The sequence below is a fragment of the Tsukamurella serpentis genome (assembly GCF_054780975.1).
The window spans coordinates 603,596-630,593 of record NZ_BAAGVH010000003.1; the positions used below are offsets into that span (position 1 = coordinate 603,596).

The following is a 26,998-nucleotide window of genomic DNA, read 5'->3' on the forward strand; positions in this document are numbered from 1 at the left end:
TCGTGCGATAGTGTCGGGACATGGCGGACTTCGACCGAATTCGAGTGGGGGATCCGGAGCGTCAACGCGCGGTGGAACTACTCGGTGAGGCGATGGCCGCCGGGTATCTCACGGTGGACGAGTTCGACACGCGAACGCATGCGGCTTACGCCGCATCGAACCGCGGTGAGCTGCGTGAGCTACTCAGCGACCTACCGATCCGCGACCGCCTGTTTCCGGTCACCGCGCTCGAGTCATCTTCGGAGCTACCGGTCGAGGTGCTCGAAATCGACTGGACGAGCGAGGCGCGTAAAGGCGTTTGGACGGTCCCGGCGCGGATGCGCATCACCGGATCAGCGGGCGGCGCGAAGCTCGATTTCCGCAGAGCGGACTTCCCCTACGGCGGGCTCGACCTCGAGCTGCAGGTCTCGTGGAGCACGATCAAACTGCACCTGGGCCCGACGATGCGGGTCGACGACAGTGCTATGGAGTACACCGGCTGGAGCTCGATGAAGGACAAAGCCGGAGCCACCGACAGCACCTCCGGACCGTTGCTCGTCTTGCGCGGCTACGCCTCGGCCGGATCAGGGATCGTTGTCCTTCGATGACGCCCATCGCGATCCGGTCGAGTGGCGGCGTCGCCGAGTATTCGCAGTTGGTCCGGATCTGGCGCAGCGCCGTCGACGCGACCCACACGTTCCTGAGTGCTGCTCACCGAGACGAGATCGAGCGCGAATTGCCCGGCGTGTACTTCCCACAAGCACGGCTGAGGGTCGCCGAGGTCAACGGACGACCGGCCGGTTTCGCGGGCACCTCGAACGGTGACCTGGCGATGCTGTTCGTCGACGCGAGCCATCATGGTAGCGGCGTCGGCTCAGCCCTGCTCGCCCACGTGATCGCCGAACACGGCGTGCGCACCGTCGATGTCAACGAACAGAACGTGACGGCCACCGACTTCTATCTGCGGAGAGGATTCCGTGTCGCTGGGCGCAGCGAGACCGATGGTGACGGCAGGCCGTATCCGGTCCTGCACCTGCACTTGGTGCCGTAGCTGCTACCCGGAGAACAACTGCAGCGCGGCCCTCCCCGCGTAGAACAGTCCGTACGCCAGTGGCACGGTGACAACCGTCCAGGTGGCGATGATCGCCGGCCGGTACCGGCCCGCCGTCGGCGCCGACGGTCCCTCCGGCGCCGGTCTCTCCGGCGCCGCCGGCGTCGCGACGGTGCTCGCACCGGCGGAATCGGCCGCATCGGTGACCGGACCGCCCTCGTGCCACTTCGCGGCCACCGGCCGGATCAACAGGTTCGCCACGAAACCGATCACCAACACCGCGGTCATGATCAGCAGAGCCGGCCGATAGTCCCCGGCCCGCAGTTCACCCGGTGAGCCCTGCGCATCCAGTACCCCGTTGACGATCAGCGGCCCCAGCACGCCCGCGGTCGACCACGCCGTCAACAACCGGCCGTGGATCGCGCCCACCTGGAAGGTGCCGAACAGATCCCGGAGGTACGCCGGCACCGTCGCGAAACCACCGCCGTAGAACGAGATGATCACCGCGCAGAACAGCACGAACAATGCCGTCGATGACGACCCGATGGTGGCCAACGCCAGATACAGAGCCACGCCCACACCGAGGTACAGCATGTACGTACGCTTGCGGCCGAGGTAGTCCGAGGTGGTCGACCACCCGAACCGGCCGGCCATGTTCGCCACCGAGAGCAGGCCCACGAAACCCGCCGCCACGGTCGCCGTCACCGTCGAGGCACCGTCGCCCCCGCGGAAGAAGTCCTCGATCATGTCTGCCGCGTTCTCCAGGATCCCGATACCGGCGGTCACGTTGCACAACAGCACCACCCACAGCAGCCAGAACTGCGGTGTCCTGATCGCGTTCGCCGCCGAGACGTGCGCGGTGGTCACCATCGCCGACGCCGGCCGGTTCGCCGGATCGAAACCGGCGGGGTGCCAACCCGGGGCGGGTACCCGCACGGTGAACACGCCCAGCATCATCACCGCGAAGTAGGCGATGCCCAGGGTGAGGAACAGTTTCATCACCGCGGTACCGCCCGCCGCTCCGCCGCCGTAGAACGTGAGCAATTGCTTCGACAGCGGCGCGGCCACCATCGCTCCGCCGCCGAAACCCATGATCGCCATCCCGGTCGCCAAGCCGGGTCGGTCCGGGAACCATTTGATGAGGGTCGACACGGGGGAGATGTACCCCAGGCCGAGGCCGATCCCGCCGACCACGCCGTAGCCCAGGTACACCAGCCACAGCTGCCCGGTGGCGATCCCGCCTGCGGCGATCAGGAAGCCCGCCGACCAGCAGCACGCGGAGGTGAACATGGTGCGCCGCGGTCCCACCCGGTCGACCCAGGTGCCGAACAGTGCCGCGGAAACACCCAGCAGAACGATCGCGACCGAGAACACCACACCGATCGCGGTCAGGCTGGTGTCGAAGTGCTTGACCAGCGCGTCCTTGTAGACGCTCGTGGCGTACGCCTGGCCGATGCACAGGTGGATCGCGAGGGCGGCGGGCGGGATCAGCCACCGGCTGTAGCCGGGAGGTGCGATCGAACGGCTACGGTCCAGGAACGACAAAGCGGACACGTCTTCTCCTCGTGGGGCTGCGGCGCCGAGTGCCCCAGTCATACCGCGCCGGAGAACCCGGCGAGAGGGTTTTCGTTCGCGGCGGTACCGGTCCGCCCGCTCGGGGGAGGGGGAGAGAGATCTGAAGCCGTCCTCAGCAGTCGGCGCCCGCCGCCACGATGCGAGGGCTATGGTGGCAGACATGACGAGGTTCAGCCCCCTCGAATGGCCGGTTCTGCGACAGCTGCGCTCGGGAGACGTCCTCGGCCGGGGGCCGGCCGTGGAGTCCGCACGCACCCGCGCGATGTCGCCGCGCACCAGGACCGCGGACCGCGTGGTGCAGACCGTGTGTCCGTTCTGCGCCGTCGGCTGCGGGCAGAAGGTGTACGTCAAGGACGAGAGGGTCGTCGCGATCGAGGGTGACGCCGACTCGCCGATCTCCCGTGGCCGGCTCTGCCCGAAGGGCTCGTCCAGTGAGCAGCTGGTCAATAATCCGCTGCGGCAGACCAAGATCCGCTACCGCGCCCCGCACGCCACGCAGTGGCAGGACCTGGACCGGGACACCGCGATCGACATGATCGCCGACCGCTTCATCGAGTCCCGCCGGAACGGGTGGCAGGACGTCGACGATCAGGGGCGCAGCCTGCGGCGCACCATGGGCATCGCGTCACTGGGCGGCGCCACTCTCGACAACGAAGAGAACTACCTGATCAAGAAACTGTTCACCGCGGCCGGTGCCATCCAGATCGAGAACCAGGCCCGGATATGACACAGCGCCACGGTTCCCAGTCTGGGAGCCTCGTTCGGTCGCGGAGGGGCGACGCAATCCCTTCAGGACATGGCCAATTCCGACTGCATCGTGCTGATGGGCGGGAACATGGCCGAGGCGCACCCCGTCGGATTCCAGTGGGTCAGTGAAGCCAGGGCTCGCGGTGCGCGGGTCATCCACGTCGACCCGCGGTTCACCCGCACCTCGGCGGTGGCCGACCGGCACATCGCCATCCGGGCCGGTTCGGATGTGGTTCTGCTGGGCGCGTTGATCAACCACGTGCTCACCGAGGAGAAGTACTTCCGCGAGTACGTGGTGGCCTACACCAACGCCGCCACCCTGATCGTGGACGAGTACGGCGACACCGAGGACCTCGGCGGGCTGTTCTCCGGATTCGACCCGCAGACCGGACGGTACGACCCGTCCACCTGGGCCTACCAGCACGCCGGCGGTGCCTCCGGCGCACCGCACGAGGACGCGAGGGTGGTGCGTGACGAGACCCTGCAGGACCCGCGCAGCGTCTTCCAGATCCTCAAACGCCACTTCGCGCGCTACACCCCGGACATGGTGGAGCAGATGTGTGGAATCCCCCGAGCCGATTTCGAGTACCTGGCGCGGTCGATCACCGACAACTCCGGTCGTGAGCGCACCACCTGCTTCGGCTACGCCACCGGCTGGACCCAGCACACGCTCGGCGCGCAGTTCATCCGGACCGCGGCGATCCTGCAACTGCTGCTGGGCAACGTGGGCCGTCCGGGTGGCGGGATCATGGCGCTGCGCGGGCACGCCAGCATCCAGGGGTCGACCGACATCCCGACGCTGTTCAACCTGCTTCCGGGCTACCTGCCGATGCCCTCGGTGGGCAAGCACGACACCTTCGCCCAGTACATCGAGGCGATCGGATCGAAGCAGCAGAAGGGGTACTGGGCGTACGCCGATGCGTACACCGTGAGTCTGCTCAAGGCCTGGTTCGGTGACGCCGCGACCGCCGAGAACGACTGGTGCTACGACTATCTGCCCCGGCTCAACGGCCCCGCCGGCACGTATCAGACCACGGTGGACATGCTGGCCGGCAAGGTGGAGGGCTACTTCGTTCTGGGCCAGAACCCTGCGGTCGGTTCGGCCAACGGTCGCCAGCAGCGGTTGGCGATGTCGCACCTGAAATGGCTCGTCGTGCGTGATCTGAACATGATCGAATCCGCCACGTGGTGGAAGGAGGGCCCCGAGATCGAATCGGGGGAACTGCGCACTGAGGACATCGGCACCGAGGTGTTCTTCATGCCGGCTGCCACCCACGTGGAGAAGGCGGGCAGCTTCACCCAGACCCAGCGGATGCTGCAATGGCGGCACCAGGCGGTGGCACCGCCGGGGCAGGCGGAGAGCGAATTGGATTTCTTCCATGAGCTCGGTGTGCGGATCCGCCGGCGTCTGGCCGGGTCCACCGATGAGCGGGACCGCCCGCTGACCGACATGACCTGGGACTATCCGCCGGATGCGCACGGCAATCCCGATCCGGAGGCGGTGCTGGGGGAGATCAACGGATTCCACACCAGCGGCCCGGACCGCGGCAAGCACCTGAACTCGTACACCGAGATGCGGGCCGACGGTTCCACGGCCGGCGGCTGCTGGATCTACACCGGTGTGTACGCAGACGGCACCAACCACGCCGCGCGCCGCACCCCGCACGGCGGCGACGGACTCACCCAATCCGAGTGGGGGTGGGTGTGGCCGTCGGATCGCCGGATGCTCTACAACCGGGCATCGGCCGATCCGCAGGGCGAGCCGTGGAGCGAGCGCAAGCGGTACATGTGGTGGGACGAGCAGGCCCAGCGCTGGGTGGGTCCGGACGTCCCCGACTTCCCCGTCGACCGGGCGCCCGGTGCCCGCCCGGATCCGGGACTCGGCGGCGCGCAGGCACTCTGCGGCGACGATCCGTTCATCATGCAGGCCGACGGCAAGGGCTGGCTGTTCGCCCCGTCGGGTCTGGTCGACGGTCCGCTCCCGGCGCACTACGAGGCGCAGGAATCTCCGGTGCGCAATGCGCTGTACCCGCAGCAGCAGGCGCCCGCCCGGGTGATGTTCCCCCGTGAGGACAATCTCGACGCGCCGAGTGCGGGTGAGGCCGGAGTCGAGGTGTACCCGTGTGTGTTCACCACCTACCGGCTCACCGAGCACCACACCGCGGGTGGCATGAGCCGCTGGTCGCCGTACCTGTCGGAGCTGCAACCGGAGATGTTCTGCGAGATCTCGCCCGAACTGGCCGCCGCACGCGGGCTGGTCAACGGCGGCTGGGCCACGATCATCTCCCCGCGCGCCGCGATCGAGGCCAGGGTGCTGGTCACCGACCGGGTCAAGACGCTCACCATCAACGGCCGTGAGGTGCAGCAGGTGGGACTGCCGTACCACTGGGGCGTGGGCTCCGACGCGGTGGTCTCCGGTGACGCCGCGAACGACCTGATCGGCGTGACTCTCGACCCGAACACCCAGATCCAGGAGTCGAAAGTGGGCTCGTGCGAGGTGATCGCGGGGCGCCGGCCGCAGGGCGCCGCCCTGCTCGATCTGGTGCGTGAGTACCAACAGCGGGCGGGTGTGACCACCTCGACCGACAACGTCCGGCTGACCGATCCGTTGCGAGAGGACAGGAGGAACCGATGGGACAGTTGACCGGACCCACCGATCCGAGCGCCGACGCGCACTGGGCGGTGCACCAGCAGCGGCGCGGATTCTTCACCGACACCTCCATCTGCATCGGCTGCAAGGCCTGCGAGGTGGCGTGCAAGGAATGGAACCAGAACCCGCGCGACGGTGACCTCGACCTGACCGGCATGTCCTACGACAACACCGTGAGCCTGGGGGCGAGCACCTGGCGGCACGTGGCCTTCATCGAGCAGGATCGCACCGAGATCACCCGCGCCCGGGAAGCCGGGCGGAGACTGGTGACCCTGGGAATGCCGTCCCTGCCCCCGAAGCAGTCCGCCGAGACGGACACCGCCCCACCGGACACCGCCCCACCGGACACCCCGGAGTTCCGGTGGCTGATGTCCTCCGATGTGTGCAAGCACTGCACCCACGCCGGATGCCTGGACGTGTGCCCGACGGGGGCCATGATGCGCACCGAGTTCGGCACCGTCGTGGTGCAGGCCGACGTGTGCAACGGCTGCGGAACGTGTGTAGCGGGTTGCCCGTTCGGTGTCGTCGAGCGGCGCAGCGACGGTACCGCCGCGCCCACTCACCGTGAGGGCCACCGCAAGGGTGAGCAGCCCCCGGTCGCCAAACGCGGTGTGGCACAGAAGTGCACGCTCTGCTACGACCGGCTGATCGACGACGAGACACCGGCCTGCGCGAAGACCTGCCCCACCACCTCGATCAAGTACGGCCACCACGACGATCTGGTGGACACCGCCAAGGCGCGGGTGGCGCAGTTGCACGCCCAGGGCATGACCGAGGCACGCCTGTACGGCGCCAACGGAGACGACGGCGTCGGCGGCACCGGCTCGGTGTTCCTGCTGCTCGACGAACCCGAGGTCTATGGACTGCCACCGGATCCGCGGGTGTGCACCGCCGATCTGATGACCATGTACAAGCGTGCCGGAGTCGCGGCGGCGGGAATGGTCGCCGCCGCGGCCGCGTCGTTCGTGCTCGGGTCTGTGGGGAAGGGGCGACGGTGACGCATTCCGGCTTCGACGAGGTCCGTCCGCCCGAGCCGCCCCGTCAACGCAAGTGGCGCAAGAATCCGCCGCAGCGCAGGCCGGGTGGACGCGATGACGTGGTGGTACCCGACATCGAGTTCGAGTCGTACTACGGCAGATCCATCGTCAAACCTCCACCGTGGGAGTGGCCGGTCGGTGCCTACCTGGTGCTCGGCGGTATCGCCGGCGGCTCCAGCCTGCTCGGTGCCGGTGCACAGCTCACCGGACGGACGGCGCTGCGCCGCAACGCCCGGCTCGGCGCGCTCGGCGCGGCCGGTGTCGGTGCTCTGTGCCTGGTGGCCGATCTGGGCAAACCCATGCGGTTCATCAACATGATGCGAGTGGTCAAGGTGACCTCGCCGATGAGCCTCGGCTCCTGGATCCTCTCCGGTTTCATGGGTGGTATCGGCGTTGCCGGTGCCGCCGAAATCGACCGGCTGCTCGGAGAGCGGCTACCGCTCGGACCGCTGCGCACGGTGCTGCACGCGATGCAGGGACCCGCAGGACTGGCGGGAGCCGCCTTCGGTTCCCCGCTGGCGGTGTACACGGCGGTCCTCCTCGCCGATACCGCGGTGCCCACGTGGAACGGCACGCACCGGGATCTTCCCTTCGTCTTCGTCAGTTCCGCCGCCCTGGCCTCCGGCGGCCTGGCGATGGTCACCACACCCACCACCGAGACCGGTCCGGCGCGCGCCTTCGCCGTCGCCGGGGTGGCCGGCGACGTCGCCGCGATGAAGATCATGGAATCCAGGATGGACCCCACCCTGGTCGAGCCGTTGCACCACGGCAGACCCGGCACGATGCTCCGCTGGAGCGAACGGCTCGCCATCGCCGGCGGCCTCGGCGCACTGTTCGGCGGCGGCCGCAGGCCCGTCGCTGTCGTCTCAGGGCTCGCGCTGATCGGCGCCTCTGCGCTGACCCGGTTCGGGGTCTTCGAAGCCGGCCTGGAGTCCACACGCGACCCGAGATACGTGATCGAGCCGCAGAAACGGCGGCTGGCGGCCCGCCGTGCGGCGGGGATCACCGGGGACTCGATCGTCACCGGCCCCGAACAGGGCGAACGCTGATCGAGCCGGCCGGGGCGGCGACGGTCCGGCCGATCACCGGGTACCCGGGGACCTCACCGGCCACCAGCAGGCCACCGGAGGTCTGCGCGTCCGCGAGCAGCAGCAACTGATCCTCGGGCACCCCGTCGGTGGTGAGCAGGCCCGACGATGCCACCCAGTCCAGATTGCGGCGGGTGCCGCCGGAGACGAAGCCGTCCCGGAGGGCCTCTCGGGCATCGTCGACCAGCGGGACCGCGGCCGGGTCGATCTCCGCGCCGACGCCGGAGGCCCGGCACATCTTGAACAGGTGTCCGAGCAGTCCGAAGCCGGTGACATCGGTCGCCGCCCGGGCACCGGCGGAGAGCGCGGCCGCAGCGGCATCCCGATTGAGCGTGGTCATGGCAGCGATCGCCGACTCGAAGACCTCCCCGGTGCGCTTGTGCCGGTTGTTCAGCAGCCCCACTCCGATCGGCTTGGTCAACGTCAAGGGAAGCCCGGCCTTGGCGGAGTCGTTGCGCAGCAACCTGTCCGGGTGTGCGATCCCGGTCACGGCCATCCCGTACTTCGGCTCGGGATCGTCGATGCTGTGCCCGCCGATCACCGGACACCCGGCCTCCTGGGCCACCGCGAGACCGCCGCGCAGCACCTCGGTCAGCAGCTCCATCGGCAGCGTCTCCCGCGGCCAGCCGACCAGGTTGATCGCCATCACCGGGCGGCCACCCATCGCGTACACGTCGGAGAGCGCATTCGCGGCGGCGATCCGGCCCCAGTCGTACGCGGAGTCCACCACCGGGGTGAAGAAGTCCGCGGTGGAGAGCACCGCCAGATCGCCGGAGACCCGCACCGCAGCCGCATCGTCACCGTCGTCGAGGCCGACCAGGACGTCCGGCGCCACCTGCCCGGTGAGTGAGCGCACCGCTTCCTCCAGCTCGCCGGGCGGGATCTTGCAGGCACAGCCACCGCCGTGCGCGAAGGAGGTGAGCCGGGCGAGCTGTTCGGTCATGGCGCCACGGTATCGCGGAGCGGGCCGGACGGGTGTCTCGATCGTCGGTCGAGCCCGGGAACCACGCCGGCCCTGAGAACTACGGGAGAGGTGAACTCTCGAAGCGGTTTCCCGCCGGGTGAGCGCTACCGAAGGTCACCTCGGAGAATCGCCGTTCGGTGTCGGTGCCCACCGGTGAGTACACGTGGATACCCACTGTTCGAGCGTTTCCCGTTCCGCCAAGACGGTTCCCGGGCTCGGGCTCGCCGATCAGCGTTCCTTGGCCGATGGCATTGTCACGGTTCCATTCACTCCACGTCACCGAGATCAGGGTCCGCTTCGTACCGACGCAGTCGAGGACGATGGTTCGGGGCATCACGGTCGCGGTGCCGGAGCAATCCCGGATCGCGGTCTTGGGTGCAGGTAGTGGCGCAGCGCCCGCAGCGAACGGCGCGGCACCGGCGATCACTCCCGCCATGAGCACTGATGCAGCGGCTTTCCACGAGGTCCGTCCGGTGACCATCATCCCTCACTCCTGCCCTGTCGAGCGGTTCGCGGCGATATGCCGATATCCGATCGTGGCACGCGCGGAAGGACCGATCCAACCCGCCACATGGCTGGAATTCAGCGGGAGAGCACCGTCGTGCACCGCTAGGGTGGCCGGTGGAGGTGTCCGAGTTCCTGGTGGGCTCCCCGGTCTTCAAAACCGGTGAGGTCGAGCATCTCGGCCTGGCGGGTTCGATTCCCGTCCACCTCCGCCATCTTCGAGGCGAGAGACGAGGAGCGAGCGTGAGCGATCCCCGCAGGCGGATTCCCCGCACCGACCACCTGCTCGCCGATGCCGACATCGCCGCTGCCGCCGCCCGACTCGGCCAGCGTCGGGTGAAGACGGCGATCGTCGCCGCCCAGGATGCCGCTCGCAGCGGCCGGATCGCACCGGAGGACGTCGCAGCGATGGTGCGGTGCGAACTCGGCGATGCCGCCGCCTCATCGCTGCGGCCGGTGCTCAACGCGACCGGAGTGGTGGTGCACACCAATCTGGGGCGGGCTCCACTCTCGGCCGCAGCCGTCGCCGCCGTGGTCGACGCGGCCGGTTACGTGGACGTGGAACTCGACCTGGCCGCCGGCACCCGCAGTCGGCGCGGAACCGCGGCCCGCGAGGCCCTGATCGCCGCCTGTCCCGCCGCGCAGGACGCGCTGATTGTCAACAACGGGGCGGCGGCGCTGGTGCTCGCCACCACCGCACTCGCCGCGGGCGGCGAGGTGATCGTCAGCCGAGGCGAACTCATCGAGATCGGCGCCGGTTTCCGGTTACCGGATCTGATCACGTCCACCGGTGCTCGCCTGCGCGAAGTGGGTACCACCAACCGCACCCATGCCCGCGACTACGCCGAGGCCATCGGCCCCGACACCGGCGCCATCCTCAAGGTGCACCCCAGCAACTTCCGCGTCGACGGCTTCACGGCCGGAGTGCACCTGACCGAACTGCGCCGGCTCAGCGGGAACATCCCGGTGATCATGGACATCGGCAGTGGTCTGCTCGCCGCCGACCCGGCGCTCCCGGACGAACCCGACGCCGCGACCGCGCTCAGGTCCGGCGCCGATCTGGTCACCGCCAGCGCCGACAAGCTGCTCGGCGGCCCACAGGGCGGGATCCTGCTCGGCAGTGCAGAACTCATCGGGCGACTGGCCGGTCATCCGCTGGCCCGCGCGGTCCGCGCCGACAAGCTGGCACTCGCCGCACTGGAGGCCACCGTCGGCGGACCGGACGCACCGGTGAGCCGGTACGTCCGCGCCGACCCCGAGCACCTGCGTCGGCGGGCCGAGCGGCTCGCCGCACAGGTCGGTGGCACCGTCGTCGCACACGACGGGCGAGTCGGGGGTGGGGGCGCGCCCGGTGTTCCGCTGCCGGGCTGGGCGGTGCGCCTGCCGCAGTCACTGGCCGAGCCGCTGCGCACCGGATCACCGGCGGTACTGCCACGGGTGACCGACGGTGCCTGCCTGATCGACCTGCGTTGCGTCCCCGAGGAGTCCGACGATGCCGTGGCTGCAGCCGTCCGGGCGGTGACCGCGTGCACGTCGTAGCCACCGCGGGGCACGTCGATCACGGCAAGTCCACCCTGGTGCGGGCGCTCACCGGAATCGAACCCGACCGGTGGGCCGAGGAGCGACGACGGGGCCTGACCATCGACCTCGGATTCGCCTGGACCGCACTACCGTCCGGCCGGGAGATCGCCTTCGTGGACGTCCCCGGCCACGAGCGGTTCCTCGGCAACATGCTGGCCGGCCTCGGTCCGGTGCCGGTGGTCTGCTTCGTCGTCGCCGCCGACGAGGGGTGGCGGGCGCAATCCGACGATCACCGCGACGCCGTCGAGGCCCTGGGGATCGAACACGGCGTGGTGGTGATCTCGCGTGCCGATCGCGCCCCGAACCGGATCGATCAGGTGAGCGCGCAGGTGCGCCGCGAGCTCGGCGGAACCGGCCTCGCCGAGGCGCCGGTGGTCGCCGCCTCCGCGCTCACCGGCCACGGACTCGATCAAGTGCGTTCCGTGTTCGACCACGTGCTGGCGCGACTACCGGAACCGGATGCTGCTGCACACAAGCGGATCTGGATCGACCGGGCGTTCAGCGTCGTCGGTGCGGGCACGGTGGTCACCGGAACCCTACCCGCGGGCACCGTCACCGTCGGTGATGAACTGGAACTACACGGCGCGCGGTCCACCCGGCGGGTCGTCGTGCGCGGACTGCACCGCCACGGCTGCGCCACCGATCGGGTCGGTCCGGTCTCGCGGATCGCGGTGAATCTGCGCGGCATCGCCGCTGACGACATCCGCCGAGGGGACGCTCTGCTCACGCCCGGTGCGTGGACGAGGACGGCACTCGCCGACGTCCGGACCCGGACCGAACAGCGGCTCCCCGAGTGGGTCACCGTGCACGCCGGGACCGCTGCGGTTCCGGCGCGGGTGCGGCCCTTGGGGGCCGGACACGCGCGGCTCACCCTGGCCCGAGCACTGCCCCTGGCGCTCGGAGACCCCGTGGTGCTGCGTGATCCGGGTGCCAAGCGGATCCTCGGCGGCGCGCGGATTCTCGATCCGGACCCGCCGCCCCTGCGGCGCCGCGGCGACGGTGTCCGCCGCGCCGGTGTACTCGCCGACCGGCGCACCGGCGGTGACATTGGCCGGGACACCGGCGGTGCCATTGGCCGGGACACCGGCGGTGACCTGCTCGCCGAGGTCGCCCGAGCGGGAGCGGTGCACCGCAGCCGCCTCGACCAGCTCGGATTCGGCGACCACGTGCCGGAATCGGTCGTGGTGGTGCGGCAGTGGTGGATCCACCGCGACCGGATCGACGCCTGGCAGGCGCGCCTGCGGGGCGCGGTCACCGATCTGCACGAGCGCGACCCGCTCGCAGCCGGCCTGTCCCTCGGTGCGGCCCGCGACCTGCTCGGCCTGCCCGATCCCGCGCTGCTGCCGACGGTGCTCGACGGTTGCGGCTTGGAGGTAGGTGGGGGAGTGCTCGCGGAGCCGGGACACCGCACCGTCCTCGGACCGGCGGAGAGCGCCGTCGCCGAGGTGGAGCGCCGGCTCACCGCCGATCCGTTCGCCGCCCCTGACGCCGATGATCTGCACGAACTGGGTCTCGGTGGGCGTGAACTCGCCGCAGCCGAGCGGGCCGGACGGCTGCTGCGGATCGCCGACGGCGTGGTGCTCGCGCCCGGTGCCCCGGCGCTGGCGATGCGCTCGCTGGCGGCTCTGCCGCAGCCGTTCACCACCTCCCAGGCGCGTGCGGCCCTCGGCACCACCCGGCGCGTGGCGATCCCGCTGCTGGAACACCTGGACGCGAAGGGATGGACCCGGCGGCTCGACGCCGGGCACCGCGAGGTCGTCCGCTGACGCCGTTCAGGTGCGAGTCACGTCGTACTGGATCCGGTCCGGATACCGTTGCAGTCGCCCGACCGCTGCGCGGCCGAGCCACCACCACCCGCCCGCGCCGACGGCCAGAGCCACCGGCACAGCGAGCCAGCTCGCGGGACCGGGCAGCAGTGCCGCCAGTAGCGCGCACGGCCCGGCGGTGACCAGTAGCAGACCCATCGAGCCGAAAGCCATGCCGATGGCGGCTCCGCTGGAGGAGTTGCGGGTGGAGAAGGACATCATCTTGCGCGCCTCGGGCACCGGATACGGCGCCGCCGCGGAGGCGTACGCCATGAGGCCGGACCCGACACCGAGCATGCAGACCGTGACCGTCACCGGAACGGCCAGGCGCTCCAGTGGTGAATCCCCGAAGGCCCGGACCAGCAGCACCGGCAGAACCGCGATCGGAATCGTCACGATCACCCAGGCGAGTTGGCGCCCGCGCACGTCGGCAGCAGCGGCGCCGGGAACCATCGCCAGGTGCCAGAAGGACTTCCCATCCAGTCCGTAGAGGTTCAGCGCGGCCATGACCGCCATGAGCAGCGCTATCCACGCACCCCAGCGGGCGTTGAACGGGAAGCCCTCGAGCAACAGCGGAAGGAGGCCGCTCATCACCGCGAACGCGATCGGCGAGAGCAACTGGTAGCGGCGGCGGATGTCGCCGCGCCACAGTGAGAGCTCACGGGCGACCACGGCCCCCGTCGGACGGGCCCGCCATCCGCGCCGCAGGTATCCGCGGCGCTCGCGGCGCCGCTGAGATCCGCTCGGGACGGCTCCCTTCCCGGAGAACTGCCGCCGGATGAGCAGCTGCCACGCGCCGATCAGGGCGGCATCGAGTGCGGCGAGAGCGGCCACCGCTCCCACTGCGAGCAGCCAATCGCCCTGGGCAGCACGCTCGACCGCACCGACCCCCCAGGCGAAGGGCACCGCCAGGGCCGGGCCCAGAGCGCCCCGCTCGGCGGCGGAGACCAGTCGGTTGAGCATGAACTGGCCGGCGTACAGGGCGCAGAACCCGGTCACGAACAGCAACAGCACCGCTTCCCGGGCGCGGCGCGACTGAGCGGCCTGGGAGAGACCGAGCGAGATCACCCGGGACAGCGCGACCATCAGCAGCGCGGTCAGCGGAACCGCCGGTACGGCGAGCAGTAGCGTGACCGGTGACCGGAAGGCCGAGTAGCCCACGATCGAGGTGCAGGCGAGCAGCGTCAGCGGAACCGGCATGCCGATCAGCGAGGCGGTGAACAGCGCCCGCGCCAGCGGCGCGGGCCGGACTGGCAACAGGGTGAACTGGCGCGGATGCAGGGCGTTGTCGGAGAAGCCCGACAACGCCGGGAGGTACGCCCACATCAGCCCGATCCCGATGAGAGCGGTGGCGATGACCGCTCCCGCGGACGAACTCCGTTGCAGGCCCGCCGCGATCGCACCTGCGACCAGTCCGGCCGCGGCGAGCGCGCCGAGCAGGCCGAACAGGATGTTCACCAGGAGCCGCCCGCCGGTGGAGCGCCGTTTGTACAGCGTCCAGTGCATCGCCGCGACGACGCGGCGCAGATCCTGGTGCGATCCGGTCACGACTGCAACCAGGACAGACCGCCGGTGTGCGCGGGACCACCGACCAGAGCCACGAAGGCCTCGTCGAGGGTGCCACCGTTGCGGACCGCCTCGACGGTGCCCGCAGCCGCCACGCGTCCGGCGTTGATCACCGCGACGTGCGTGCACAGTTCCCCGACCGTCGCCATCACGTGGCTGGACAGGATCACCGTGCCACCCCCGCGGACGTACTCGATCAGGATCGAGCGGATGGTCGCACTGGAGACCGGATCGACGGACTCGAAGGGCTCGTCGAGGACGAGCAGCCGGGGGCTGTGCAGCAGTGCGGCCGCGAGGCCGATCTTCTTCGTCATCCCCGCCGAGTAGTCGGCGATCACGGTCGCGCCGGCATCCGCCAGCCCCAGAACGCCGAGCAGCTCGTCCCGCCGGGCGGCGATCGTCGCCTCGTCCATCGCCCGTAGGCGCCCGAGGTAGGTCAGCAACTCGGGGCCGGTGAACTGGTCGGGCAGCGCCAAGCCGTCGGGCAGCACCCCGATCAGCTGCTTGGCGGTGATTGGGTCGCCCCAGACGTCCACTCCGAAGACCAGGCTGCGCCCATGTCCGGGGCGCAGCAGCCCCACCGCCATCGACAACGAGGTGGTCTTACCCGCGCCGTTCGGGCCGACGAGTCCGAACATCGATGCCTGCGGCACCCGGAGTGAGACCCCGGCGACTGCGGGTTTGCCATTGAACGACAGGTGGAGATCCTCCAGGAGCAGGGCCGGCGGCGCTGACGCTGTCATGGCCACACGGTACGTCAGGATTCGTGGAACTCGCCGGACGTACGACCCTGTTCCTCCGCTCTCCGCAGCTCCACCCGGCGGATCTTCCCGCTGATCGTCTTCGGCAGATCGGCGAAGGCGATGCGGCGGACCCGCTTGTACGGTGCGAGGTGTTCGCGGCTGTGGTCGAAGATCGCCTGCGCGGTGGCCTCATCGGCGGTGTGGCCCTCGGCGAGCACGATGTACGCCTTCGGTACCGACAGTCGCAGCTCGTCCGGGGCCGGGACGACGGCGGCCTCGGCCACCGCCTCATGCTCGAGCAGTACCGATTCCAGCTCGAACGGGCTGATCTTGTAATCACTGGATTTGAACACGTCGTCGGTTCGACCGACGTAGGTCAGGTAGCCGTCCGCATCCGCCGAGGCGACGTCGCCGGTGTGGTAGACGCCGCCTGCCATCACCTTCGCCGTCCTCTCGGCGTCGCCGTGGTAGCCCACCATCAGGCCCAGCGGGGGTGGGTCCAGGCGCAGGCAGATCTCACCCTCGCCGACGCCCTGCTCACCGGTCGCCGGATCCACCAGTACCACCTGGTAGCCCGGGCACGGACGGCCCATCGAACCGTCCTTGAGCGGTTGTCCGGGGGTGTTCGCCACTTGCACGGTGGTCTCGGTCTGCCCGAATCCGTCGCGGATCGTCACACCCCAGGCCTCGCGCACCCGGGCGATCACCTCGGGGTTGAGCGGCTCACCGGCGCCGACGGCCACCCGCGGCGGCGACTGCAGCGCCGTCAGATCGGCCTGGATCAGCATGCGCCACACCGTGGGCGGGGCGCAGAAGCTGGTGACCGCACAGCGGTCCATCTGCTGCATCAGCGCCGCGGCGTCGAATCGCGTGTAGTTGTAGACGAACACACAGGCCTGCGCGATCCATGGGGTGAAGACATTGCTCCACGCGTGCTTCGCCCAGCCCGGCGAACTGACGTTCAGGTGCACGTCGCCCGGGCGCAGCCCGATCCAGTACATGGTGGACAGGTGCCCGACGGGGTAGCTGGCGTGGGTGTGCTCCACCAACTTCGGAGCGCTGGTGGTACCGGAGGTGAAGTACAGCAGCAGCGTGTCGCCGGCGCGGGTGGTGTGCGTCGGCTCGAAGTGCTCGGATTCGGTGTACGCGGGCGCGAAGGCCTCCCACCCCGGAACCGGGGCACCGACACTGATCCGGGTGACCCGCGCGTCGGCGGGAACCCGGCCGGCCAGCTCGCTGCGGACGATCACGTGCCCGGCGCCGCCGCGTTCGATGCGATCGGCGATGTCCGCTTCGGCGAGCAGTGTGGTCGCGGGGATCACCACCGCGCCGATCTTGATCGCGGCGAGCATCACATCCCACAGCTCCACCTGGTTCGAGAGCATGAGCAGGATCCGGTCACCGGGGTGCACCCCGCGCTGGCGCAGCCAGTTGGCGACCCGGTTGCTCCGCGCACTCATCTGCGCGTAACTGAACTTCGACTCACTGCCGTCCTCCTCGACGATCCACAGCGCGGGGGAGTCGTTGTCCTGAGCCACCCGGTCGAACCAGTCGAGCGCGAAGTTCCATTCGTCGAGTTGCGGCCAGGCGAAGCGTTCGCGGGCCGCGTCGTAGTCGTCGGCGAGCTCGACCAACAGGTCTCGCGCGGCGAGGAAATCTCGATACCCCTGTGTGGTAGCCACTTTCAGAACCTCCGGTTGATTACTTGGATATCCAAGTATAGAGTGACCGTAGACACATCGCGGCGGATTCGCGATGGCTCGATCGAGAAAGAAGGACCACCATGACTGCACCGCGGACCGTGCCGCACTTCATCGACGGTCGCCGCGTCGAGGGCGCACCCGGCGGGCGCACCGCAGACGTCTTCGACCCGAGCACCGGTCAGGTGCAGGCGACGGTGCCACTGGCCTCCGCGGCCGAGGTCGACGACGTGGTGACCCGCGCGAAGCAGGCGCAGCAGCAGTGGGCCGCGTTCAACCCGCAGCGCCGCGCCCGGGTGTTCATGAAGTTCATCGACCTGGTGCACCAGAACATCGACGAACTGGCCTCGTTGCTCTCCAGCGAGCACGGCAAGACCCTCGCCGACGCCAAGGGCGACATCCAGCGCGGCATCGAGGTGATCGAGTTCTCCATCGGCATCCCGCACCTGCTCAAGGGCGAGTACACCGAGGGTGCCGGTGCCGGGATCGACGTCTACTCGATGCGCCAGCCTCTGGGTGTGGTCGCCGGGATCACCCCGTTCAACTTCCCCGCCATGATCCCGCTGTGGAAGGCCGGACCGGCCCTGGCCTGCGGAAACGCCTTCGTTCTCAAGCCCTCTGAGCGGGACCCCTCGGTCCCCGTGCGCCTGGCCGAGCTGTTCATCGAGGCCGGCCTGCCGGAGGGCGTCTTCCAGGTGGTGCACGGCGACAAGGAGGCCGTGGACGCCCTGCTGGAGAACCCGGACGTCAAGGCCGTCGGTTTCGTCGGCAGCTCCGACATCGCCCAGTACATCTACGAGGGCTGCGCCCGCAACGGCAAGCGCAGCCAGGCCTTCGGCGGCGCGAAGAACCACATGGTGATCCTCCCCGACGCCGATCTCGACCAGGCCGTGGACGCCCTCATCGGGGCGGGCTACGGTTCGGCCGGCGAGCGGTGCATGGCCATCTCGGTGGCCGTCCCAGTCGGTGAGGAGACCGCCAACCGGCTGCGCGAGCGCCTGGTGGACCGGATCAGCGAGCTGCGGGTCGGCCACAGTCACGACCCGAAGGCCGACTACGGGCCGCTGATCACACCGGCCGCGGTCGAGCGGGTGCGCGGATACATCCAGCAGGGTGTCGACGCCGGCGCCGATCTCGTCGTGGACGGGCGCGAGCGCTCCACCGACGAGCTGACCTTCGGCGATGCCGACCTCTCCGGCGGCAACTACCTCGGCCCCACCCTGTTCGACCACGTCACCGAGGACATGTCGATCTACACCGACGAGATCTTCGGCCCGGTGCTGTGCATCGTCCGGGCCAAGGACTACGAGCAGGCCCTCGCCCTGCCGACCGAGCACGAGTACGGCAACGGCGTGGCGATCTTCACCCGCGACGGTGACGCCGCCCGCGACTTCACCGCCCGCGTCGAGGTGGGCATGGTGGGCGTCAACGTCCCGATCCCGGTGCCGGTGGCGTACCACACCTTCGGCGGGTGGAAGCGCTCCGGATTCGGCGACCTCAACCAGCACGGACCGCACTCGATCCTGTTCTACACCAAGACCAAGACGGTCACCTCGCGCTGGCCCTCGGGCATCAAGGACGGTGCCGAGTTCTCCATCCCGACGATGCACTAGGAGACCGTCGTGCCCTACCCCAGCCTGGCCGGGGACGACCTCGCCATCGTCGAGATGGCGAGGGAGTTCTCCCGCAAACGTCTCGCGCCCCACGCGCTCACCTGGGACGCCGACAAGCACTTCCCGGTGGCGGAGATGAAGGAGGCGGCCGGCCTCGGCATGGCCGCCATCTACACCCGCGAGGACGCCGGCGGCTCCGGTCTGCGCCGGATCGACGGCGTGCGGATCTTCGAGGAGCTCGCCAAGGGAGATCCGGTGACCGCGGCCTTCCTCTCGATCCACAACATGTGCACCTGGATGGTCGACACCTACGGCACCGAGCAGCAGCGGCAGGAGTGGATCGGAAGGCTCGCCCCGATGGACGTGATGGCCAGCTACTGCCTCACCGAGCCCGGCGCCGGATCCGACGCGGCCTCGCTGACCACCAGGGCCGAGAGCGACGGCGACCACTTCGTGCTCACCGGCACCAAGCAGTTCATCTCCGGCGGCGGCGCGTCCGACCTCTACGTGGTGATGGCGCGCAGCGGGGGAGCCGGAGCGCGCGGCATCTCCACTTTCCTGGTGGACAAGGGCACGCCGGGACTGTCGTTCGGTCCGGCCGAGGCCAAGATGGGCTGGCACAGCCAACCCACCACCCAGGTGATCTTCGAGAACGTGCGGGTCCCGGCGTCACGGATGCTGGGCGGCGCAGACGGTGCCGGTCAGGGCTTCGGCATCGCCATGAACGGACTCAACGGTGGCCGGCTCAACATCGCCGCCTGTTCGCTCGGTGGCGCCCAGGCCGCCTACGACCTCGCACTGCGATACACCACCGAGCGGGAGACCTTCGGCCGCAAGCTGATCGACGAGCCGACCATCCGGTTCACGCTCGCCGACATGGCCACCTCGCTGGAAGCCTCACGGCTCATGCTCTGGCGCGCCGCCACCGCGCTCGACGAGGGCGACCCGGACAAGGTGGAGCTGTGCGCCATGGCCAAGAAGTTCGTCACCGAGACCTGTTTCCAGGTCGCGGACCAGGCCCTGCAGTTGCACGGCGGCTACGGCTACCTGCACGAGACCGGTGTCGAGAAGATCGTCCGCGACCTGCGGGTGAACCGGATCCTCGAGGGCACCAACGAGATCATGCGGATGGTGATCGGCCGCGCCGAGGCCGCCCGCGTCCAGGGTAAGTAGGAGAGGCAGTTCCATGAGCACGATCGCATTCCTCGGACTCGGCCACATGGGCGGTCCGATGGCGAAGAACCTGGTGGCGGCCGGACACACCGTCCGGGGATTCGACCTGGTCCCCGAGGCGCAGGAAACCGCCCGGGCGGCGGGCGTCACCGTGGTCGGTACCGCCGCGGAGGCGGTGACCGGCGCCGAGGCCGTGATCACCATGCTGCCCAACGGCGCAATCGTGAAATCGGTCTACGACGAGGTGCTACCGCACGCCGCCCGGGGGGCACTGTTCATCGACAGTTCCACCATCTCGGTCGACGACGCCCGGCAGGTGCACGCCGTGGCGGAGGCCGCCGGTATGCAGCAGGTCGATGCGCCCGTCTCCGGCGGAGTCAAGGGTGCCGACGCCGGAACCCTCGCGTTCATGGTCGGCGGCGACACCGCCGCCTTCGCCGCGGCGCAGACGGTGCTCGAACCGATGGCGGGCAAGGTGATCCACTGCGGCGGGTCCGGGAACGGGCAGGCCGCGAAGGTGTGCAACAACATGATCCTCGCGGTCCAGCAGATCGCCGTCGGGGAGGCCTTCGTCCTCGCCGAGAAACTCGGACTGGCGGACCAGGCGCTCTACGACGTCGTCACCGGCGCCACCGGCAACTGCTGGTCACTGCACACCAACTGCCCGGTCCCCGGACCGGTGCCGGCCGCACCGTCGGCGAACGAGTACCGGCCCGGATTCGCGACCGCGCTGATGAACAAGGATCTGGGCCTGGCGATGGACGCGGTCGCGTCCACCGGTGCGAACGCCCCGCTGGGTACCCACGCCGCCGCGTTGTACGCGGCGTTCGCCCAGGACAACGGGGGTCTAGACTTCAGCGCGATCATCCAGACGCTGAGGTAGGACGACAGGGAGGCGGGTGCAGTGGCCGAACCGGACCCACGGGACCCGATCGCGCTGGCACGGCGCAACTGGGAGGACGCCGGCTGGGGTGGCCCGGTCGCGTCCGGAATGGAGGCCGTGACCTCGGTCATGCGTGCCCACCAGATCCTGCTGGCGCGGATCGAGGCGGCGCTCAAACCCTTCCGATTGTCGTTCTCCCGCTTCGAGCTGCTGCGGCTGCTGGCCTTCAGCCGTCGCGGCGAGCTGCCGATATCGAAGGCCAGCGCCCGTCTGCAGGTGCACGTGTCCTCGGTGACGCATGCGATCGACCGGCTCGGTGAGGCCGGACTGGTCGAACGCCGGCCGCACCCCACCGACGGGCGGACCACCCTGGTCGCGATCACACCCGAGGGACGTGCACTGGTGGAGCGGGCCACCGAGGTACTCAACGGCGTGTTCTCCGACATCGGGATGCCCGACGACGAATCGGCGGCGCTGGTGGGGGCGATCCGGTCGCTGCGCCGCTTCCACGGCGACTTCTGAACCGCGCCGGGCACCCGGGCCGGAACGGACCCGTACTCGCCGACCAGCGCCGGACGCCGACAGCGCCGGGAACGCGCGAGGTGACCGGCCGGTAACCTCGCGGCGGGGGCGAGCAGGCAATAGGCTCGGCGCGTGCACGCAGAAGGAACCTTCACCGTAGAGCCGGCGTACCCGCAGGCACTGGAACCGCTCGTGGAGCTCGCGCACAACCTGCGCTGGGTATGGCACGGGCCCACTCAGGATCTCTTCGCATCCCTCGACCAGCAGGTGTGGACCGCCACCGGCGACCCGCTTGCGACGCTGCGCCGCGCGCAGCAGCAGCGAGTGAGCGAACTCGGCGCCGACGAGGAGTACGTGGCGCGCGTGCGTGCCGTGCACGCCGACCTCCGCGACTACCTCACTCGCCCCGCCTGGGCGGACGAGCTCAAGGACTCCGCCAAGGCGATCGCCTACTTCTCCATGGAGTTCGGCGTCAGCCAGACCCTGCCCAACTATTCCGGTGGGCTCGGAGTTCTGGCCGGCGATCACCTCAAAGCCGCCTCCGATCTGGGGCTGCCGCTGGTGGCGCTGGGCCTGCTGTACCGGCAGGGGTACTTCCAACAATCGCTCTCCGCCGACGGCTGGCAGCTCGAGCAGTATCCCGACCTCGACCCCGCTCGCCTGCCGCTGCGACCGGTGAACCTGTCCACCGGTCAGCAACTGGTGATCTCGGTGCCGCTTCAGGGGCGAGTGCTCAGCGCCGCCGTGTGGCGCGCAGACGTCGGCCGGATCCCGCTGCTCCTGCTGGACACCGACATCGAGAGCAACGCCCCGGACCTGCGCGCCATCACCGACCGCCTCTACGGAGGCGACACCGAGCACCGTCTGCGCCAGGAGATCCTGCTGGGCATCGGCGGTGTCCGCGCCGCCCGCGCCTACTGCGACCTCACCGGCCACCCCGGTATCGAGGTCTTCCACGCCAACGAGGGCCACGCCGGCTTCCTCGGTCTCGAACGCATCCGCGAACTGATGGCCACCGACGGCCTGAGCTACCCGCAGGCGAAGGCGCTCGCGCGCACCGCCACCGTCTTCACCACCCACACGCCCGTCCCGGCCGGTATCGACCGCTTCCCGGTCGATCTGGTCCGCCGCTACTTCGGCGACGCCGGACAGATGTGCTCGCTGCTGCCGCAGGTCCCACTCGACGAGGTGATCGCCCTCGGCGCCGAGGCCGACCCGGGGGTGTTCAACATGGCCCATATGGGCTTTCGGCTCGCCCAGCGCGCCAACGGCGTCTCCGCGCTGCACGGCGAGGTCAGCCGCGAGATGTTCGCGGACCTGTGGCCCGGCTTCGAACCTGCCGAGGTGCCGATCGGATCGGTCACCAACGGTGTGCACCACGGGACCTGGGCACACCGTCTGATCTCCGAGCGGGTGAGCGACCCCGCCACGGTCCCCGACGAGGTGCTGTGGCGGCTGCGAACCACGCTGCGGGCCCGCCTGGTCGACGAGGTACGTGCCCGCACCCGTGCCGCTTGGCGCGAGCGTGGCGCAGTCGACGCCGAACTCGGCTGGACGGACCGGATGTTCGATCCCGAGGTACTGACCATCGGCTTCGCCCGACGGGTGTCGACCTACAAGCGGCTGACCCTGATGCTGCGCGACCCGGACCGGCTGCGCGCCCTCCTGCTCGATGACGAGCGGCCCGTGCAGGTGGTGATCGCCGGCAAGAGCCACCCCGCCGACGACGAGGGCAAACGCCTGCTGCAGCAACTGCTGCACTTCACCGACGATCCCGCGTTGCGGCACCGGATCGCCTTCCTGCCGAACTACTCGATGGGTATGGCGGGGTACCTGTACCACGGCTGCGACGTGTGGCTGAACAACCCGCTGCGGCCGCTGGAGGCCTGCGGTACGTCCGGCATGAAGAACGCCATGAACGGTGGCCTCAACCTGTCCGTCCTCGACGGATGGTGGGACGAGCTGTACGACGGCGACAACGGATGGGCCATCGCCTCGGCGATCGGCACCGATCCGCAGCGCCGCGACGACATCGAAGCCGACTCCCTGTACGACCTGCTCGAACACGAGGTGGTTCCGGCGTTCTACGACCGCGAGGGCGCAGCACCGTCGGACCCGCCGCCGAACTGGCTGCCCAGACTGCGGCACACTCTGGCCGTGACCGCCCCGCAGGTCTCCGCCGAACGGATGGTGCGCGAGTACGCCACGCAGTACTACCGGCCCGCCGCCCGCTCGGCCCGGGCCACCCGACCGGCGATCGGTGAGCTGGTCGACTACATCGACCGGGTTCGCGCCGGCTGGGACCAGGTGCGGGTGGGCGCATCCAGCGCCGAGGTGGTGCCGGACGGTGTCGCCCTGGCCGCGGACATCGACCTCGGTGGTCTCGAGGACGACGACGTCCGGGTCGAAGCGGTGGTCGGCACCGTCGACGACGCCGGCGAGATCCACGACGCAGCGCCGGTCCGGCTGCACTCCGACGGCGAGCGGTACCGTGCGGTGCTCCCGTCCCGCTCCGGACGGTTCGGTTACGCGGTGCGGGTACTGCCGCGGCACCGGCTGCTGGCCGGTCCCACAGAACTGGGCCTGGTGCGGTACGCACGATGACGGTCCTGGCGGTGGACCTCGGCGGCACCAAGGTCGCCGCCGCTCTGGTCGATCAGAGCGGCGATGTCCTCGACCGGACCCGGCGGCGTGAGCCCACCGGGCCCCGGGCGAGCACCGCCGACCTGGAACAGCGGATCGTCGCCGTGGTCCGGGACGCAGTGGCGGCGGCGCCGGACGTGCCGGTCAGCGGGGTGGGGCTGGCCGCTGCCGGGCCGGTCGACGAGGCGGCCGGAACCGCAGCCCCGATCAACCTGCCCGCGCTGCACGGATTCCCGCTGCGTGACACGGTGGCCCGCGCCGCGGGCGGCGTCCCGGTGGAGTTCCGGCGCGACGGCGTGGCGATCGCCGTCGGCGAGCACTGGCTCGGCGCCGCTCGCGGCCACGAGGACGCCCTCGTGGTGGTGGTTTCCACCGGGGTGGGCGCCGGTTTCGTGGTCGGTGGACGGGCGCTCGGCGGCAACGCCGGCCACATCGGGCAGGTCGAACTGTCCGGGTACACCGGAAGTCAGACCCCGGACCGCATCACCACGGTCGAATCCGTCGCCTCCGGCCCGAACACCGTCCAATGGGCTCGCGCTCGGGGATTCACCGGCAGTACCGGCGAGGAACTCGGCGCCGCATACAGATCCGGTGACCCGGTGGCCGCCGCAGCGGTACAGCGGTGCGCCACCGCGATCGCCCACGGGATCGGCAGCGCGATCGCTCTGGTCCCTGTCTCGGTGGTCGTACTCGGCGGTGGATTCGCCTCGGTCGCCGATGATTTCGTGGATCAGGTGCAGGTGGCACTGGCGCGGCACCCGTTGCCGTACGTCGCAGCCGCACGCGTGGTTCCCGCGGGGCTCGGCGCCGATGCGCCGCTGATCGGTGCCGCCGCACTGGTCCTGCGGAGGGACCTGCTGCCATGACCGGCGGGCTCCTGGCACCGCGTGACGCCCGGATGTTCTGGGCCTCCGCAGTGATGCCCAGCGATCAATTCCTGCTCTACTGCTTCGACCACGGTGCGGCGCGATCACCGTCGGCGAACGAGGTCGCCGAGGTGGTCTTCACCCGGGCCCCGTCGATCCCGGACCTGCGGCTGCGGGTGGCGCCGGCGCCGGGCAACCTCGAGCATCCGGCGTGGGCGCCGGGCGCGGTGATCGACGTGCGCGAGGGTGTGGCCCGCACCTGGGACGCGATCTCCAGTGGTGTTCCCCGGCTGTTCGCCGCGCAGGTCGACGCGACCGTCGCCCCGTGGCGGCTGCACGTCTTCCCGCACGTGCGCGGCGCACCGCGCTGCGCGGGGACGGCAACGGTGGTGGTCCTGCAGATCGCGCACGTGCTGGCCGACGGCCGCCGCGCCGCGGACATCGCCCGCGCCCTGTTCACGCCGGGGGAGGGCGGTCCGGCGCCGGTCTTCGAACCGCTACCGGCCCGGCTGCGCGCCCTGCGCGGCGCGGCCGGTCTGCCACTGGCGCTGGCGAAGACGATCGCCCTGGGTACCAGGGTGCAGCGCGCCCGGGCCGAGATCGACCGTCTCACCGCCGGCGGCGGCCTGCCGCCTCCGGTACCCGGCTGTCCGCCGACCCCGCTCAACGCGCGGCCCGATGCGACCCGGGACGTGCGGATGACGGTGCGCGATCACCAGGATCTGGCGCGCGGCGTCACGGTGACCGTCGGCGCGTTGACCGCGGTCTCCCTGGCGGTGGAGCGGTACCTGCGCGGGTGCGGAGCGCCGGTGCCTGAACAGCTGAGCGCGGAGGCGATGGTCGGCCGGCCCCGGCGCGGCACCGAACGCAATGCTTTCGGCAACGTCTCCGTTCCGCTGTTCCCCGGAACGCCCACTGCGGAGCGCCCCGCGCTGATCACCGAGGCGTTCGCGGCGGCCCGGAAGCGGGCCGCCTGCGGCCTGTGGCGCACCGTCGCCGCGGCCGATGACGCCGCGCCGTCGGTCCTGGCGGAGTGGGGGGTGCGCTCCTTCGATCCGGACGCCCGGCCCGAGACGATGGCCGGTGCGACGGTGGTGTCGAGCGTGAACCGCGGGTCGGCGGATCTGCAGTTGCTCGGCGGGAAGTCAGTGCTGACCGCCGGGTTCCCGGCGCTGTCCCCGGCGATGGGGCTCACCCACGGGGTGCACGGGTTGGGCACGACGGTCACGCTGTCGACGACCAGTAGCCGTACCGCGGTGCCGGACCCCGACGAGTACGCGGCGCTGCTCGGCGAGGCGCTCGACGAGGTCGCTCAGCTCTGACCGGCTCGCGCAACTGCGGTGGTCTCGCCGGGAACGAATTCGACGTCGAGGGCGAGAGTGGGCAGCGGAGCACCGTCACCGGCGGCGAGCACCGCCTCCGCTGCGAGACGGCCCATTTCGGCGGCGGGTTCGGCGATGGTGGTCAACACGCGGGTGAATCCGTCCACTCGGACACCGTCGAACCCGACCACCGACAGGTCCTGCGGTACGCGGAGGCCGCGGGCCTCGGCCGCGCGGATCGCCCCGACCGCGAGCAGATCGGACTGCGCGATGATCGCGGTGGGTCGACCCCGGAGCAGTTCGGCGGCGGCACGTGCACCCTCGTCGATGGTGCTGTCGGAGGTCGCGGCGATCACGGCGCCGGGGAAGGCCGCCAGTGCCGCCGCAGTGCGGGCCTGCTCGACCGCGCCCTCGCGCAGCCGGATCACGCCCACCTCCCGGTGTCCGAGGCCGATCAGATGATCGGTGAGAAGTCTTGTCGCCGAATAGTTCTCCACACCCACGCTGCCGATGTCGTCGACCTGATTCCCCGCCGTGACGACGGGGATGTTCCGCAGCGCCATCGCCGCGCGCACCTGCGGCAGAGTGGGGGAGCAGCCGGCGACGATCACCCCGTCGACCGGAAGGGTGCGCAGCCGCTCCTCCGGGATGGAGTCCGGGATGAGCAACACCGACGTGGGGCTCGCGGCGAGAGCGGCGGACACCCCGCCGAGGATTCCGGTGATGACCGGGTCGCGGAAGGCGCGACCGGCCTCGTCGTCGACCTGGACACCGATGATGTCGGTGCGGCCGCTGCGCAGCGAGCGCGCCCGCGGGTCCGGACCCTGATAGCCCAAGCGAGCCGCCGCGCTGAGGACGCGTTCGCGGGTGGCATCGCTGATCGGCTTACCGACGCCGAAGGCGTGTGAGGCCGTCGACAGCGAGACACCCGCCGCCTCGGCGACGTGGACCAGTGTTATCCGGTTTGACCCGCGTGTCATGGGCGC

At 70.1% G+C, this 26,998-nt stretch carries 20 protein-coding genes and 1 tRNA gene; 15 read left to right on the top strand and 6 right to left on the bottom strand.

The window, feature by feature from the left end; all coding sequences use genetic code 11:
* Positions 1-20 precede the first annotated feature (20 nt).
* Positions 21-587: a DUF1707 SHOCT-like domain-containing protein gene (locus ACYVHG_RS11185; RefSeq protein ID WP_461167509.1), complete on the top strand. Its 567-nt coding sequence runs from the start codon at positions 21-23 to the stop codon at positions 585-587.
* A complete protein-coding gene (locus tag ACYVHG_RS11190) occupies positions 584-1,030 on the top strand; it encodes an acetyltransferase (RefSeq protein WP_461167510.1) in 447 nt (148 codons plus the stop codon). Before ACYVHG_RS11185 ends, ACYVHG_RS11190 begins: the two co-directional genes overlap by 4 nt.
* A gap of 3 nt (positions 1,031-1,033) precedes the next feature.
* Here ACYVHG_RS11190 and ACYVHG_RS11195 read toward each other — a convergent pair whose 3' ends face one another.
* The gene (locus ACYVHG_RS11195) at positions 1,034-2,584 is read right to left on the bottom strand and encodes an OFA family MFS transporter (RefSeq protein WP_461167511.1); all 1,551 of its coding nucleotides are present in this window, start codon (positions 2,582-2,584) and stop codon (positions 1,034-1,036) included.
* A 181-nt stretch (positions 2,585-2,765) separates the two neighbouring features.
* Between ACYVHG_RS11195 and fdnG the strand changes: the two genes are divergently transcribed.
* The 3 genes from fdnG to nrfD are packed head-to-tail and all read left to right on the top strand — an operon-like array spanning position 2,766 to position 8,088.
* Positions 2,766-5,996: a formate dehydrogenase-N subunit alpha gene (fdnG, locus tag ACYVHG_RS11200; RefSeq protein WP_461167512.1), complete on the top strand. Its 3,231-nt coding sequence runs from the start codon at positions 2,766-2,768 to the stop codon at positions 5,994-5,996.
* Positions 5,984-7,000: a 4Fe-4S dicluster domain-containing protein gene (locus tag ACYVHG_RS11205; protein WP_461167513.1), complete on the top strand. Its 1,017-nt coding sequence runs from the start codon at positions 5,984-5,986 to the stop codon at positions 6,998-7,000. Before fdnG ends, ACYVHG_RS11205 begins: the two co-directional genes overlap by 13 nt.
* Complete coding sequence (gene nrfD, locus ACYVHG_RS11210; protein WP_461167514.1) at positions 6,997-8,088, top strand: NrfD/PsrC family molybdoenzyme membrane anchor subunit; 1,092 nt, start codon at positions 6,997-6,999, stop codon at positions 8,086-8,088. The genes ACYVHG_RS11205 and nrfD overlap by 4 nt, the downstream gene beginning before the upstream one ends.
* Here the strand turns inward: nrfD and selD are convergent.
* The gene (selD, locus tag ACYVHG_RS11215) at positions 8,060-9,070 is read right to left on the bottom strand and encodes a selenide, water dikinase SelD (protein ID WP_461167515.1); all 1,011 of its coding nucleotides are present in this window, start codon (positions 9,068-9,070) and stop codon (positions 8,060-8,062) included. The two genes, nrfD and selD, sit on opposite strands and share 29 nt — an antisense overlap.
* A 644-nt stretch (positions 9,071-9,714) precedes the next feature.
* Between selD and ACYVHG_RS11220 the strand changes: the two genes are divergently transcribed.
* From ACYVHG_RS11220 to selB, 3 genes are all read left to right on the top strand, one after another.
* Positions 9,715-9,810 (top strand) — tRNA-Sec (locus ACYVHG_RS11220).
* Between the two features lie 28 nt (positions 9,811-9,838).
* Positions 9,839-11,134 carry an L-seryl-tRNA(Sec) selenium transferase gene (selA, locus tag ACYVHG_RS11225; RefSeq protein ID WP_461167516.1) on the top strand — a complete coding sequence of 432 codons (1,296 nt, stop codon included), beginning with the start codon at positions 9,839-9,841 and terminating at the stop codon, positions 11,132-11,134.
* Positions 11,122-12,942 carry a selenocysteine-specific translation elongation factor gene (gene selB, locus ACYVHG_RS11230; protein WP_461167517.1) on the top strand — a complete coding sequence of 607 codons (1,821 nt, stop codon included), beginning with the start codon at positions 11,122-11,124 and terminating at the stop codon, positions 12,940-12,942. Before selA ends, selB begins: the two co-directional genes overlap by 13 nt.
* A gap of 6 nt (positions 12,943-12,948) precedes the next feature.
* Here the strand turns inward: selB and ACYVHG_RS11235 are convergent, their stop codons facing one another.
* From ACYVHG_RS11235 to ACYVHG_RS11245, 3 genes are read right to left on the bottom strand one after another with little or no spacing between them, the layout of a single operon-like run.
* A complete protein-coding gene (locus tag ACYVHG_RS11235) occupies positions 12,949-14,529 on the bottom strand; it encodes an ABC transporter permease (protein WP_461167518.1) in 1,581 nt (526 codons plus the stop codon).
* A complete protein-coding gene (locus ACYVHG_RS11240; protein ID WP_461167519.1) occupies positions 14,526-15,290 on the bottom strand; it encodes an ABC transporter ATP-binding protein in 765 nt (254 codons plus the stop codon). The genes ACYVHG_RS11235 and ACYVHG_RS11240 overlap by 4 nt, the downstream gene beginning before the upstream one ends.
* Positions 15,291-15,304: 14 nt before the next feature.
* Positions 15,305-16,972: an AMP-binding protein gene (locus ACYVHG_RS11245; RefSeq protein WP_461167520.1), complete on the bottom strand. Its 1,668-nt coding sequence runs from the start codon at positions 16,970-16,972 to the stop codon at positions 15,305-15,307.
* A 101-nt stretch (positions 16,973-17,073) separates the two neighbouring features.
* Between ACYVHG_RS11245 and ACYVHG_RS11250 the strand changes: the two genes are divergently transcribed.
* The 7 genes from ACYVHG_RS11250 to ACYVHG_RS11280 all read left to right on the top strand — a co-directional run bounded on the left by ACYVHG_RS11250 (position 17,074) and on the right by ACYVHG_RS11280 (position 26,012).
* Positions 17,074-18,603 carry a CoA-acylating methylmalonate-semialdehyde dehydrogenase gene (locus ACYVHG_RS11250; protein WP_461167521.1) on the top strand — a complete coding sequence of 510 codons (1,530 nt, stop codon included), beginning with the start codon at positions 17,074-17,076 and terminating at the stop codon, positions 18,601-18,603.
* Between the two features lie 9 nt (positions 18,604-18,612).
* Positions 18,613-19,776, top strand: a complete 1,164-nt coding sequence (locus tag ACYVHG_RS11255; protein WP_461167522.1) for an acyl-CoA dehydrogenase family protein — start codon at positions 18,613-18,615, stop codon at positions 19,774-19,776.
* 13 nt (positions 19,777-19,789) lie between these two features.
* Entirely contained in the window at positions 19,790-20,659 is an 870-nt protein-coding gene (mmsB, locus tag ACYVHG_RS11260) for a 3-hydroxyisobutyrate dehydrogenase (protein ID WP_461167523.1), read from the top strand.
* 21 nt (positions 20,660-20,680) lie between these two features.
* Entirely contained in the window at positions 20,681-21,181 is a 501-nt protein-coding gene (locus ACYVHG_RS11265) for a MarR family winged helix-turn-helix transcriptional regulator (protein WP_461167524.1), read from the top strand.
* Positions 21,182-21,313: 132 nt separating this feature from the next.
* Positions 21,314-23,785: an alpha-glucan family phosphorylase gene (glgP, locus tag ACYVHG_RS11270; protein WP_461167525.1), complete on the top strand. Its 2,472-nt coding sequence runs from the start codon at positions 21,314-21,316 to the stop codon at positions 23,783-23,785.
* The gene (locus ACYVHG_RS11275) at positions 23,782-24,690 is read left to right on the top strand and encodes an ROK family protein (protein ID WP_461167526.1); all 909 of its coding nucleotides are present in this window, start codon (positions 23,782-23,784) and stop codon (positions 24,688-24,690) included. Before glgP ends, ACYVHG_RS11275 begins: the two co-directional genes overlap by 4 nt.
* Positions 24,687-26,012 (top strand): hypothetical protein, encoded by a 1,326-nt coding sequence (locus ACYVHG_RS11280; protein WP_461167527.1) that lies wholly within the window; start codon positions 24,687-24,689, stop codon positions 26,010-26,012. Before ACYVHG_RS11275 ends, ACYVHG_RS11280 begins: the two co-directional genes overlap by 4 nt.
* Here ACYVHG_RS11280 and ACYVHG_RS11285 read toward each other — a convergent pair.
* Positions 26,003-26,992 carry a LacI family DNA-binding transcriptional regulator gene (locus ACYVHG_RS11285; RefSeq protein WP_461167528.1) on the bottom strand — a complete coding sequence of 330 codons (990 nt, stop codon included), beginning with the start codon at positions 26,990-26,992 and terminating at the stop codon, positions 26,003-26,005. The two genes, ACYVHG_RS11280 and ACYVHG_RS11285, sit on opposite strands and share 10 nt — an antisense overlap.
* Between the last annotated feature and the right edge of the window lie 6 nt (positions 26,993-26,998).